Source organism: Microcosmobacter mediterraneus (genome assembly GCF_031846265.1).
GTDB classification, from domain to species: domain Bacteria; phylum Bacteroidota; class Bacteroidia; order Flavobacteriales; family Flavobacteriaceae; genus Microcosmobacter; species Microcosmobacter mediterraneus.
The window spans coordinates 235092-247558 of record NZ_JAVRIA010000004.1 but is presented as its reverse complement, the minus strand read 5'-3'; the positions used below and the strand labels follow the sequence as shown (position 1 = coordinate 247558).

The following is a 12467-nucleotide window of genomic DNA, read 5'->3' as shown; positions in this document are numbered from 1 at the left end:
AGGTGCTTTTATGGATAATGTTAACTAAGTATTAGCTTTTCTTTATTTCTTCAATTATTAAGTATTATTTTAAATTTCAGACATAATATCATTCAATTTAATTTGAGAACTTTTAATCAATAACAAAACGAATGGCTGTTTTTGAAGTCTTTAAAATATAAACACCAGCTTCGTAGTTACTTATATCTAAACGAGCTTTGTTCAAATTAATATTTTGAGTATAAAGTAATTTACCTTGAACATCGTATAGTTTAATTTCACCTATACTACCATGTTCTTTTAAAATGGTTAAGCTGCCTTTACTAGGAATTGGGAATAATTTAATCTGGTTGTTATCTATACTAAAATCACTAACTGATAAAGGATTAAAAGCACCAAATCCTAAAGAATTTCCGACATCAGCAAATTCATAAGGCCCAACTGAACCTCCAGCTCCAAATTCTTCCGCTCCTGCATCAAAATCAACTTCTCTATCTCCATATAAAATATCTTGTGTTATAAAAGGATAGTTTCCGACACCTGCGTCAATAGCAGCACTGCCAGTTACTACTCTGTAAAAATCGCTGCCAATAGTTAATAAGCCCGACATCACAGTTTGGTTAGAATTTACACCATTGGCTAGATCCCAACTTCCGTTTTGAGTAATATTTCCTTCATTTATAGAATTGCCTGAAGGCATAGTTAGTATTTGAAAAGCGTTATCATCAGAATCTAAGATAATATTGTTAGCTATAGTGAGGTTTTCAGGTTCTAAAGTTGCACCACTTAGACTGGTTCCAACTCTAATGCCTAAATCACAATCTACTAGAGTATTATTAACCACTTGTACGTTTTTAACCTGATAATAACCATTTAAAGCAGAATTTACTTGACCATTCATTACGTTTAAAGCTCCAGTGGTGCTGGATCCTGATCCATTTGGTTTTCTATATCTAAGACCTTCAAAATAATTATTGTAAACTTTATGATCTTCTCCAATAATTCTTACACCTCCTGAAAAAGCATTATTATTTCCAAAAAAATAGTTTCCATACACTTCGGCATTATTTCCATGTCTAAGTGTTAACGTGCCTTGATAATCTCTAAAAGTGTTATTGTAATATTTATTGCTTCCGCATTTGTTTGAAATAATTTCAACCTCTCCAGACCAATTGTTGAAGAAATTATCATAAACCTCTGTAAATGAATCTGACAAGGACGTTGTGCTAACTCCTATTCTAATAGCATCTTGATCGTTTAGTCCATTAACGTCATTATCTACTGGATCTCTATCGGCAAAATAATTGTGATGTATTTTAGAATAATCTGGTGTTGAATTATTGTGATTATCATTGATAATGCTTCCTACTCCATTTTTACCAATAAAAGAAGAGTAACTCACTTCATTATAAGCACCATAAATGATGACCCATTTAAAAACATCTTCTTCCTGGCTAGATGTTCCGTTATAGGCATCTATCTTAATATTTCTAACAATGCAATTAAAGCAATCGTTATTACTTGTATCTCTAAACTCAATGACTGGTTCTATTCTGCCATCATCCGTGATGAGACCACTTGCGTTTTGAAAAATAACACCCTCGAAAATAATATAACTTCCTCCTATACTAATATTAGAACGTCCTTCGAAAAAGACTTGCCCAGGGTTTTGAGCTTTTATTACACATGGTTGTAACTCAGTAGCAGAAACGTTAATTGAAAGTTGCACATTTGTCCAAGTACCATTTGCAAGTTCTATAATAGTTCCTGCCTGCGCATTTGAAATGGCATTCTCCAATTCTGTGTTATTACTAACTATTTGTGCTTTTACATTAACAACCAACAGCAGCATTAATACTGGTAAATAATTCTTCATAGTGTACATATTAAAAAATTGGAAAACCAAACTGGTTAACCAATTTCAAATGTAATGATAATTTTTTTACATCTGTTCAAATTTCTTGTTTTGAACATGTAAAAAGCTTTTAAATCATTATGAAATTGCAACTAACAGTCTTATGTTACTATATAACACGTTACTATTACTCTTTTAATTTCCGTAATATTTTAACAACACGAGTATGTGTAATCTCTAACAAATTCCATTGGTAGCCTTCAAAATCGGTAGTGTTCATAAATTGAACAACCACAGCATCAATATCTTTATGGTATTCTGCTATACATTGGTAACCTGGAGCTAATCCACCATGATTAAACTCATAAATTGACCTATAGATTTCCATTTCTTTGTCATTAAGTAATGTTCCATCATTTAAAGCTCTTAAAAAGAGACCTACATCTTCCGCTGTAGCTAACATCATTCCGTTATTCTCGCTTTTAAAGTCCTTTTCAATCCCTACATAATAACCACTCATAACATCATCTAGATTTACATCATCAATGGATCCAAATGTATTCTTTAAGCCAAGTGGAATTAAAATTTCGGTCTCAAAATAGTCTTGACGAGAATCTCCTGTAACCTGTTCAATGATTCTAGAAAGCAATAAATAATTAGTATTTGAATAGCCATAATCTTTGTTAGGTTCAAAGTTAGCTGGTAAATCGAGTGCGTATTGAAGCACATCAATATTGGTATTTGGTTGATTTTTCCAATACTCTGGTTGGTCTGTGAAATTAGGAATACCACTTCGGTGTTGCACCATCATTCTCAAGGTGATTTTATCTGCATTTTCAATTCTTCCTTCGAGTTGGGGAAAATAATCAACAAGTGATTTATCCAAAGAAATAAGCTGATTATTAGCTAATTTGGTGATAGCTACTGCGACATATAGCTTACTTATACTTGCTATTTTAAATAAAGCATTTGGTTTGGCTGGTATGAGCTCTTCTTTATTATGATAACCAGCTGTGTAGAAAGCTGGTGGTTTTCCTGCTTCATCTACATAGACGATAACCCCATCAAAACCATAACTTAAGGTTTGGTCTACTTGTTCTTGAACGGAATCTGGCAGTGGTAATATCCAAGCCTTTACTAAAATCCATGGTACAAACCATAAAGAAATAAACGTACCTACTAATAATACAATTCTAAAAATTTGTTTGCCTTTGCCAGGCTTTTGTCTGGTACTTTTCATTAATCTATTTAGTTGGTTTTATATATAATACAAATATATTTTAGATAACAACATGTATAATTTATTAATTACCGAATTGTAATATTAAATAGATGAATAGATTTTATTAAGTTTAATTGGATCAAAACATTACATCGAGTTTATACCAAAAAAAAAGCCTATCATTTAATGACAGGCTTTTTTTGCAAGACTAATATTTATCTAAACAACTTTGACGTTGATTGCGTTTAATCCTTTTTTTTCTTCTGTAAGATCAAATTCTACTGAATCACCTTCACGAATCTCATCGATTAATCCAGAAATGTGAACAAAATGTTCTTTGTTTGAACTTTCTTCAGTGATAAATCCAAATCCTTTAGTGTCATTGAAGAATTTTACTGTTCCTTTACTCATTGTAATATAATTTAATTATTAATTACTAGATAGCTTTCAAAGATGATGCCACAAAGTTATGGAAAATAGATTATGCCTTTTTAACACGAACAGCATTCATTCCTCGTTGTCCTTTTTCTAATTCAAAAGAGACCTTGTCGTTTTCATCTATTTCGTCAATGAGACCACTAACATGAGTGAAGTATTTTTCGTTATTTTCAGAATCTATAATAAAACCAAAACCTTTGGAATGATCAAAAAATGACACAGAACCTTTTCTAATAGGATCAAAAGCTTCTTTATCGCTTTCTAATGTTTTAGGAATACTAACCTCTATGTTTTTAGCTTTTACTTTTACTTTTAAAGAAGGGTCTGGTGGTGCATCAACCAAATGTCCATTATGATCTACATAGGCAAACTCAATACCTTTGGAGCCATTCTCTTCTTTTTCTAATTTGCGCGCTTCCATCTTCTTTCTCTTATCCTCGCGCTTTTTTAAACGTTTTTTTTCTTTTTCGCTTTTACTGTAAGTCTGTTGCGATTTTCCCATAAATTATTTAAGAGGTTTTTTTATAATACATTCAATAATGACAATTTACGTTTTACTTTAGACAAATGAAACTAAATAGTATTATATATGTAATAATTAAGCAATATTTTGTCATATCACATAAAAAGCCATAACGAAATCGTTATGACTTTTTAGTATATAGCGGTTTTTATAGATTATAAATCATCACAATTTGTGATATCATAACCATCTCTGTAGTAGTAACCAGCATCGTCTCCATTTTCATCAACCCATTTTACAACATAATTATTGCAGGTGAATTCTGGAGTTAAACGCAAGAAATTTCCAAAGTTTAAATCTACGACTAAAACTTCACCTTCATAATACCAATCTAAACCTGTAAGTTGAGGGTTTTGCTCGTTAAACTCTTCTAATGTTGGAAAAACACCATCTAATCCGTAGATGTCAAATCGTTTGGTTTCAGTAAACTCAAGACGAAAATTACTTTCAAATCCTGGTAAAATCCAGCGACCAACAATAGTAGCTTCAGGATCGTTTTCATAAACAGGATTAGAATCGTCAGTGGAACAATTAAATAGTGATAGTGTTAATAAAATAATAAGTAACTTTTTCATAGCAATTAATTTTTTTTCTTTTCTACTTATATAACAATGTTAATGTAATATCTCCTGAAAACGTTTCAACTTTTAATAGATAGTTTTTAGTAAAACGTTGTTTTTACCAGAAATTAAAAGAGTTTGATCGCTTTGATTAAGTTGTGAATATAAAACATTATGAAATAAATAATGTCACTATCTAGATATTAGAAGAGTTTTCTAGTAGCTTTATTTTTCCTGTATATCTAATAGGTAATCGTTTTGATCCGTTTAGGAGCATTGCTATTCTAAGGTTTGGGTAGATTTGAATAGTAACCTTAAAACCTTCGTTAGTACTTTTTGCATTGAAATTTATAATATAACTCCCTCCCTTTCCTTCTTTAACATCATAATTTTCAACAGATCCTTGCAGTACAATACCATTATTAGTATTAACTCTTGAAGGTACTTGTACTTCTCCAAAATAAGGTAACTGTGAGCTTACCTCCTTGCCTGTTATAGTTAATTGGTTTGGATTACCAATTAAACTAATACGACTCATATTTCTGTTTGAAGGATTTAATATACCAGAATTTTGTAACTGCATCATAGCGTTTGTATTCTGCGGAAAAGCAAAATCAGATTCTATGATATAGGGTTCACCATCTATGATAGATTGAAATATACGTAATTGTTCTGCTGTGGCTGATGTTTTAGTAGAAGCGCAGGAAAACAGACATAAGCTTAGCACCAATAGAAAGACTATCTTAATTTTCATAAGATCAATTTTACGAAAAGATAGTGATTATTTAGCTCAGGCCATTGTCTTTTAACACTATATAAAGAAAATGATATTATCTAGCTTCTTGCGAGTTGTTAGATAAAACAATGTCTTTTTCTACAACCAATAAATCGTCTTGCTTGGTTAGTTTTAGAATTCTTGAAGGATCACCTTTCTTTGTAATTCGTTTACGACATAGTTTAGTAAGTAACGGATCGTCATCAAATAGAAAAGTTGACAACTCATACTCTTTCTTTGAAGGCTCTTTTATTATTGGGAATAATTGCTGTAATAGTTTATAACGTCTATCTCCACCTGGAACATAGGTAAAAAACGTATAACGACCATTAGCATCAGTTTTAATCCAACCTCTATTATGAACGTAACGATTATCATTATCTGTTCTTAAATCAAAATCACCATGTTCATCAGCCTGCTCTATATATAGTATAACATCTTTTGCAGGTGTTACACCATCATGCAAAAAGATAGTACCAGAAATTTTAAGTTTGTTCTCTTTATCAGAGAAGCCAGGAATAGTATCTGTATTAGTTAATTGTAACTTGGTATAGTCATTAAAACTAGTGAAACTGTCTTGTGAAAAAATAGACAGATTTACAGATAAAGTAATGATAAGACAAAAAAGTGAAATTTGATTTTTCATCAGGAATAAGATTTAGGGTTATTCCAAATGTCTGATAATTAGTGCTCTCTCTTAAAAAAATCTCATGAACGCATTTATTTTTACGATAAACTGAAAATTCATGTAAAAAATGACGATTAAAAGCTTAAAAAAACACCTTATTAGTAGCTTAAATTATTAGGGTTCATAAATTATTTCTTAAAATAAACTTCACTTTGATTATACTTTTACTACATAATTTAGGCTAGTATTTCAAAAAAAAGGCATAAAAATAGAGCAAAAAGAAGAGAAGTATTTCGTCGTTTAAATATGCTTTTTATCTAGTAAAAATGCAGTTTATCTGTAATATTTTACATTTAATCGTGAAAATAATTTGTAAAAAAACACTAAAAAATGTTGTTTTAATTAAATAATTATATAGATTTGTTCACCCAACATCTACTAAAAACTTTAATAATGAAGACAAAACTTACTTTATTTACTCTCATTTTAACATTAACATGTAGCACTGTTTTTTCACAAAAGAAAAAAGATCCTATCAACATGATTAGTGGTAAAGTAAATATTTCAAAATACCACAACCACGACGAATTAAATAAAAAGACTAAAGGAGAATTACTTCAACTATATAGTGAACGAATAGAAGTTATTGTAAATATCCTTCCAAATATTGCTTTTGCAACCAAACCTGGTATAACTATGGAATCTTTAGGTATACCTGTTACAAAAGACAATAAAAAAGCATTACAAGAAAACCGAAAAGCTTCAGTTGAATATTTTGATAGCACCATAGCTTTTCAAGAGAAAATATTACCTTATTCTGATACTGGCGATTTAATTGCTGCCATATTATTTTATGAGGAAACCTTAAAATCATTGCATACTTACAATGATTACAAAACAGATTAGTTAGTTGTTAGTCTTATTAGTTAGTTGTAAAACCTCGATATGTCTTATATCGAGGTTTTTTTTATGCTGTTTATCTATTAGTGTTTTTTATAGTATACAATAATCTCTTAATTTCCACTTAGTCATTGGCTCATTTTTGTAAGAATTTTCTATTTTTGATATTAATATAGTGTATTTCATCGATATTATTTGCATTTCATAAGGTAAGTACTTATGTTTGATATAAATAAATAAGTGCCCACTTATCTAAACTATAATAACTTAACTACGATGAAAAAATTTACGCTTCTAACGTTAGTATTCACCCTTGTTTGTAGTTATTCTTTCTCACAGCAAGAAAAAGGAATAATTGGTTACAACAATTGGTTAAATCCATGGACAGAGTTTAAACCAAACAAAGTTGAGTACGGGAAACCTACTCAGATTTTGAGTGGTGATATCACAAAAGACACTAAGCTTTACAAAAGAGACATCTACCTCCTTCTAGGTGATGTTTTTGTTACAGATAGCACAACTTTAACTATTGAGCCTGGAACTGTAATTATCGGAGACTTTAAAACTAAAGGATCTTTGACGATAAGTAAAGATTCTAAAATCATAGCAGATGGTACACACACTGATCCAATCATTTTTACTTCTAGTAGAAGTGTAAAGAAGCCAGGAGATTGGGGCGGAATATTTATTCTTGGTGATGCTCCTACAAGCAAATTTGGAAACGAAGCATCTTTAAACTATGGTTTACGTCCTTCAGATTTTGAAAGCATCAGTTATGGTGGTGAAAATATTGAAAGTGATTCTGGTATTTTTAGATATGTTAGGATAGAATATGCTGGAAAACGAACTAAATCTTATGGCTACTTTAACGCTCTAACATTAGCAGGAGTTGGTCAGCAAACCATTGTAGAAAATATAATGGTTAGTTACTGCGAAGGCAACTCGTTTAACGTCTTAGGTGGAAATGTTATTTTAGAACGATTAATATCGTATAAATCTAATAACAATGATTATGAATTTAACTATGGTACACAATGCAATTTAATTAATTCTTTGGCAATAAGATCACCTTATGTATCTGGCTCTGATGTTTCTAGATGCATTATGGTAAACGCCTATGAAGATATTGAAGATGCAGACCTTACTAAAAAGCAGACCAATGTCGAAGCTGAAAACTTAACTTTAATCAATCTTAGTTCAGATTTAGAAAACGATATTAAAATTGGCTTAGTAAATGAAGCAATTTATGTTGGAAATGACACGTCTTTCTCTATTGATAAAAGTGTGATTTCTGGATTTAATCCTGCTGTTATTTTTGATTCTAAAATTAAAATAAACAACGAAAATCTTAATAAGATAAGTTTTACACGTACATATTTTAACAATTGCAAAGGCAATATATTTAGAAAAGGATTTAGCAATAATGATGACCTAGAAAGCTGGTATGGTAGTAGAGCCTTTGATAATGTTTACTCAAAAGGGCCAGACTCTGAAACATTTATAGATTCTCACAATTCTAAACGCCCAGATTTTAGACTTCGTATTAACAGAATTATTGCATCTAACGATCTTATTGACGATGATGACGACTAATTATCATTAATCATTACACCCTAAATCTTTATATAAAAAGCTTATAGAAAAAAATACTTAACCTAAATGTTTCATTCAAAACTTGCTAATACCATAATTATAAGCATTTACTTTTTGCTCTATTTGAGTATACATAAAGTAAATGCTCAAATCGTTATTGGAACACCAAATTTAGGTTTTAGTCAAGCTTGTGCTAGTGAGTCTTTTAATACTTACAGCACAACTTTTGTGTTTTCACCAGATACAGTTGTAGAAGCATCAAATCAATTTATCATAGAAATGTCTGATGCTGATGGTGATTTTTCAAATAGTACTGTGGTTTATACTTCAGCAGCTGGAGTGATTACCTCTTCTCCTGCTACTTTAAATTTTTCAATACCAGAAACAACAGCTGGTGAAAATTACAGAATACGAATTAAAAGTACTGCACCTGTTGCAACCAGTGCTGGTTCATCAGCCTTTGCTGCATATTATAAATTACAAGATTCTCCATTTACCATCAATAATTTAGTATCTACTGGAGCATATTGTACTGGAGGAAGTTATCTATTAACTATAGATAATCCAGGCAACGGAACTAATGATTCTCCATTAAACTATCCATCGTTAACCTATAATTGGTATAAAGAAACAGGTCCAACAACTTCAGTTTTTGTTGCTGAAGGATCAAGTCTTTTGGTTAGTGATGAAGGCACTTATTTTGTAGAAACTAATTATGGTACTTGTACGTCTAATTCATTTTCTAATCGAGTTACTATTAGTGAGGCTGTTGCTGGTGAAGCCAATGCAACTATTGTTTCTAGCTTAGGAAATCCATATTGCCCAGAACAAGGACTTACAACATTGAGTACTATTGGTGGTAATAGCTACCAATGGTATAAGGATGGTGAACTCATTGAAGGTGCAACAAATCAAATGTATCAGACTAATGAATCTGGTGTATTTGATGTGATTGTAGATTTAGTTGATTGTACAGCTTCAGGTTCAATAGATCTTATGAGTGAGTTATTTAATAGTGATATTAATGTAGATGATATTACAACTATTGAGGATGGTGAGTCTGTAGACATTATTATAACAACAGATGCCATTAGCCCTGAGTTTGAATGGTTCTTAAATGGACAGTTAATTTCTGGAGCTAATCAAGACACTTATGAAGCATCTGAATTTGGCGACTATAAAGTTGTTATTACAGAAACTGTTGGTTGCACAGGCTCTAGAGAATTATTATTCACCATAGAAGAAGCAATGGATCCTTTTCCAGATGTGGCTAAAATACCAAATGTAATAAGTCCAAATGGTGATGGCATAAACGATACTTGGGTTATTCCGATACAATATATAAGCGGAACTAACACTGAAGTTATGATCATGACTAATCGTGGAAAAGTAATAATGCAAACCAACGATTACTTAAATAACTGGCCTGAAGAAGATTTGAATTTGTCAAATATTAACCAAGTCTATTACTATATAATAACAACACAAGAAGGTGATACTAAAAAAGGCTCAATCACAGTAGTTAAATAATATGAAAACTATACTACTCATATTATTATTATCTATCTGTTCAATACAGTTTATCTATTCTCAAGAAGAGGATGCTGTGGTTTCGCTTAACCTTCCTGTAAGAAACTCGTTAACTTTTAATCGTTATGTCATTAACCCAACCTTTAGTTTTGTAAGAGAACAAACTAAATTTATTAGTGTTTATAATAAGCGAGAATGGGTTCAGTTTAATGACGCTCCAAATACATATTTGGCAAGTTTTTCAGGTCGCTTTGCTGAAAACATAGGTGCTGGAGTTGGATTTTTTCAACAAAATTATGGTGTATTAACCACTTTTGGTGGTGTTCTTAACTTTGCTTATAACGCAAGACTAGCAACAGATAACAACCTTACTTTTGGTGTTAATATTGGTGCTTATAAAAGTGGTATTAATACCTCAAACGTAATCACAAATTTTGATGATCCATCATTTCAAAATGTGCCTGAAAACTTCTTACTTACATTAAATCCTGGAATTAATTTTGGAACAGAATTTTTTGATTTTGGTGTATCAGTAAACAATCTCGTCGTATACAATATTCAAAACTCAACCATGATTGAAGACAATCCTCAACAAGGTATCCAAGGTCATATCATGTATACAGGTTACATGGATAGTGCAGGTTTTTTTGATGAGAGCAAATTCTCTGGTTTATTACGATCAGAATTTAGAAAAGATGAAACTATAATTTCAGCATTAGCAATGGTTACTGTACCAAAAGGTATTTGGGCTCAAGTTGGTTATAATAATGTATTTGGTATTTCAGGAGGTCTTGGACTTAATATTACAGAGCAGTTTGCTATAGAATATAATTTTGAAAAAGGTCTTGGTGATTTAACCAATTTTGGACCATCTCATGATATTACTTTGGCTTATCGCTTTAAAACAAATAAACGTTATGATTACAGCAGTGAAGATGAAGTAGCAGGATTATTATCAGGTAATAATAGAAAACCTAAACTATCTAAAGAACAAATAGAGGCTAATAAAAAATTAGCAGAAGTGCGAAAAGCACAAATTGAAGAAAATAGATTACTAGCTGCTCAACAAAAAGCAGAACGAGATGCTAAACTAAAAGCCAAAAAAGAGGCTGAGGCTAGTATAGCAAAAGAACAAAAAGCAAATGCAGAAAAAACTGAAGCAAAAGAGGAAGCTGAAGCGCAAGCAAAACTATTAGCTGAGCAAAAAGCAAAAGAGGAAGCCGAAGCACAAGCTAAACAATTGGCTGAACAAAAAGCAAAAGAGGAAGCTGAAGCACAAGCTAAATTACTAGCTGAGCAAGAAGCTAAAGAGGAAGCCGAAGCACAAGCTAAATTACTAGCAGAACAAAAAGCAAAAGAGGAAGCTGAAGCGCAAGCAAAACTATTAGCTGAGCAAAAAGCAAAAGAGGAAGCTGAAGCACAAGCTAAGCTATTGGCTGAACAAGAAGCAAAAGAGGAAGCTGAAGCACAAGCTAAATTACTAGCAGAACAAAAAGCAAAAGAGGAAGCTGAAGCACAAGCTAAGTTATTGGCTGAGCAAGAAGCAAAAAAAGAATTAATATCTAATCCTAAAGATGAAGATGGAAAAGCATTATTGGCATTAGCTAAAGATGCAGAAAATTCAAAACAAGCTCAGAATAACTTATTAAAAGAGTTTAATGATATCGTTAAAATCAAAAACCAAGATTTAAAAGACTTAAAAGAAGAGAACGATCTAAGTGAGCAAGGTATTGCTGTAGAGCCAAAACCATTTAAAAGTATCACTGCTGAGAATAATAAATTAAACGCTATTAAAGCAGATTTAGATATTGTAATTAAAGATCGAAATACCAAATTAGAAGAATTAATGGCTTTATATGATCGTTTGTTTGAAGCAGACACTATTACAAACAGTGAAGTCTATTTATTCTATAAGAAGAAAATAAAAGAGATAAATGCTGAGCAAGCTAAAGCCCTATTAACACGCACTAATTTAGATAAGAGATTAGAAGAAATTAGAGTTGCTACAGAATTTGAGAAACGACGTAGAATTAAACGTGCTGCTTTTGATAATGAAGAAGAGCGTTATGCACAAGATAGAGCAGCTTTACAAAACATAAAACAAACAACATCTATAGATGGGAATCCTTTAAAAACTTCTGATTTAGATTTTGGAGAAACACAAAGTAATAACATATCTATTTTAAAGAATATTAACAATATAGATAATGGCTACTATCTAGTACTTGCTGTTCATACAGATAAATCTAAAAGAGATGAATTTGTAAAACAGGTATATGCTTCAGGTGTAACAAACATAGATTTCTTTTATGATGTTAACACCAGTAAATACTATATCTATTATGTAAAATTCAACGATATCAATTCAGCTAATGACGCATTAAAATCAAAAGGAAATAATCCATACAATACTAACATGTCACTAATAAAAATTGAAAACTAACAACTAAGGCTAATTCTATTT

At 31.2% G+C, this 12467-nt stretch carries 11 protein-coding genes; 4 read left to right on the top strand and 7 right to left on the bottom strand.

Going from position 1 to position 12467, the window contains the following annotated elements; genetic code table 11:
- Positions 1 to 112: 112 nt before the first annotated feature.
- From RM697_RS09340 to RM697_RS09310, 7 genes are all read right to left on the bottom strand, one after another.
- Complete coding sequence (locus RM697_RS09340; RefSeq protein ID WP_311427617.1) at positions 113 to 1855, bottom strand: chondroitinase-B domain-containing protein; 1743 nt, start codon at positions 1853 to 1855, stop codon at positions 113 to 115.
- A 166-nt stretch (positions 1856 to 2021) separates the two neighbouring features.
- Positions 2022 to 3074, bottom strand: a complete 1053-nt coding sequence (locus RM697_RS09335; protein ID WP_311427616.1) for a serine hydrolase domain-containing protein — start codon at positions 3072 to 3074, stop codon at positions 2022 to 2024.
- A gap of 201 nt (positions 3075 to 3275) precedes the next feature.
- The gene (locus RM697_RS09330; protein WP_311427615.1) at positions 3276 to 3467 is read right to left on the bottom strand and encodes a cold-shock protein; all 192 of its coding nucleotides are present in this window, start codon (positions 3465 to 3467) and stop codon (positions 3276 to 3278) included.
- 70 nt (positions 3468 to 3537) lie between these two features.
- A complete protein-coding gene (locus RM697_RS09325; RefSeq protein ID WP_311427614.1) occupies positions 3538 to 3996 on the bottom strand; it encodes a cold-shock protein in 459 nt (152 codons plus the stop codon).
- A 176-nt stretch (positions 3997 to 4172) separates the two neighbouring features.
- Entirely contained in the window at positions 4173 to 4592 is a 420-nt protein-coding gene (locus tag RM697_RS09320) for a hypothetical protein (protein WP_311427613.1), read from the bottom strand.
- 181 nt (positions 4593 to 4773) lie between these two features.
- Positions 4774 to 5331, bottom strand: coding sequence for a DUF4251 domain-containing protein (locus tag RM697_RS09315; protein WP_311427612.1), 558 nt, complete (start codon positions 5329 to 5331; stop codon positions 4774 to 4776).
- 76 nt (positions 5332 to 5407) lie between these two features.
- Positions 5408 to 5998: a hypothetical protein gene (locus RM697_RS09310; RefSeq protein ID WP_311427611.1), complete on the bottom strand. Its 591-nt coding sequence runs from the start codon at positions 5996 to 5998 to the stop codon at positions 5408 to 5410.
- Between the two features lie 435 nt (positions 5999 to 6433).
- Here RM697_RS09310 and RM697_RS09305 point away from each other — a divergent pair, with 435 nt between their 5' ends.
- The 4 genes from RM697_RS09305 (at position 6434) to RM697_RS09290 (ending at position 12446) form a co-directional block, all read left to right on the top strand.
- The gene (locus tag RM697_RS09305) at positions 6434 to 6886 is read left to right on the top strand and encodes a hypothetical protein (RefSeq protein WP_311427610.1); all 453 of its coding nucleotides are present in this window, start codon (positions 6434 to 6436) and stop codon (positions 6884 to 6886) included.
- Between the two features lie 270 nt (positions 6887 to 7156).
- A complete protein-coding gene (locus tag RM697_RS09300) occupies positions 7157 to 8473 on the top strand; it encodes a hypothetical protein (RefSeq protein ID WP_311427609.1) in 1317 nt (438 codons plus the stop codon).
- A gap of 123 nt (positions 8474 to 8596) precedes the next feature.
- Entirely contained in the window at positions 8597 to 10003 is a 1407-nt protein-coding gene (locus RM697_RS09295) for a T9SS type B sorting domain-containing protein (protein ID WP_311427608.1), read from the top strand.
- A gap of 1 nt (position 10004) precedes the next feature.
- Positions 10005 to 12446: a PorP/SprF family type IX secretion system membrane protein gene (locus RM697_RS09290; RefSeq protein ID WP_311427607.1), complete on the top strand. Its 2442-nt coding sequence runs from the start codon at positions 10005 to 10007 to the stop codon at positions 12444 to 12446.
- The last annotated feature ends 21 nt before the right edge of the window (positions 12447 to 12467 follow it).

What these genes read in the sequence shown, in the direction of transcription:
- RM697_RS09320 (WP_311427613.1), bottom strand. Translation starts at nt 4,592, where the DNA reads ATGAAAAAGTTACTTATTATTTTATTAACACTATCACTATTTAATTGT.
- RM697_RS09300 (WP_311427609.1), top strand. Translation starts at nt 7,157, where the DNA reads ATGAAAAAATTTACGCTTCTAACGTTAGTATTCACCCTTGTTTGTAGT.
- RM697_RS09325 (WP_311427614.1), bottom strand. Translation starts at nt 3,996, where the DNA reads ATGGGAAAATCGCAACAGACTTACAGTAAAAGCGAAAAAGAAAAAAAA.
- RM697_RS09290 (WP_311427607.1), top strand. Translation starts at nt 10,005, where the DNA reads ATGAAAACTATACTACTCATATTATTATTATCTATCTGTTCAATACAG.
- RM697_RS09330 (WP_311427615.1), bottom strand. Translation starts at nt 3,467, where the DNA reads ATGAGTAAAGGAACAGTAAAATTCTTCAATGACACTAAAGGATTTGGA.
- RM697_RS09340 (WP_311427617.1), bottom strand. Translation starts at nt 1,855, where the DNA reads ATGAAGAATTATTTACCAGTATTAATGCTGCTGTTGGTTGTTAATGTA.
- RM697_RS09305 (WP_311427610.1), top strand. Translation starts at nt 6,434, where the DNA reads ATGAAGACAAAACTTACTTTATTTACTCTCATTTTAACATTAACATGT.
- RM697_RS09310 (WP_311427611.1), bottom strand. Translation starts at nt 5,998, where the DNA reads ATGAAAAATCAAATTTCACTTTTTTGTCTTATCATTACTTTATCTGTA.
- RM697_RS09335 (WP_311427616.1), bottom strand. Translation starts at nt 3,074, where the DNA reads ATGAAAAGTACCAGACAAAAGCCTGGCAAAGGCAAACAAATTTTTAGA.
- RM697_RS09315 (WP_311427612.1), bottom strand. Translation starts at nt 5,331, where the DNA reads ATGAAAATTAAGATAGTCTTTCTATTGGTGCTAAGCTTATGTCTGTTT.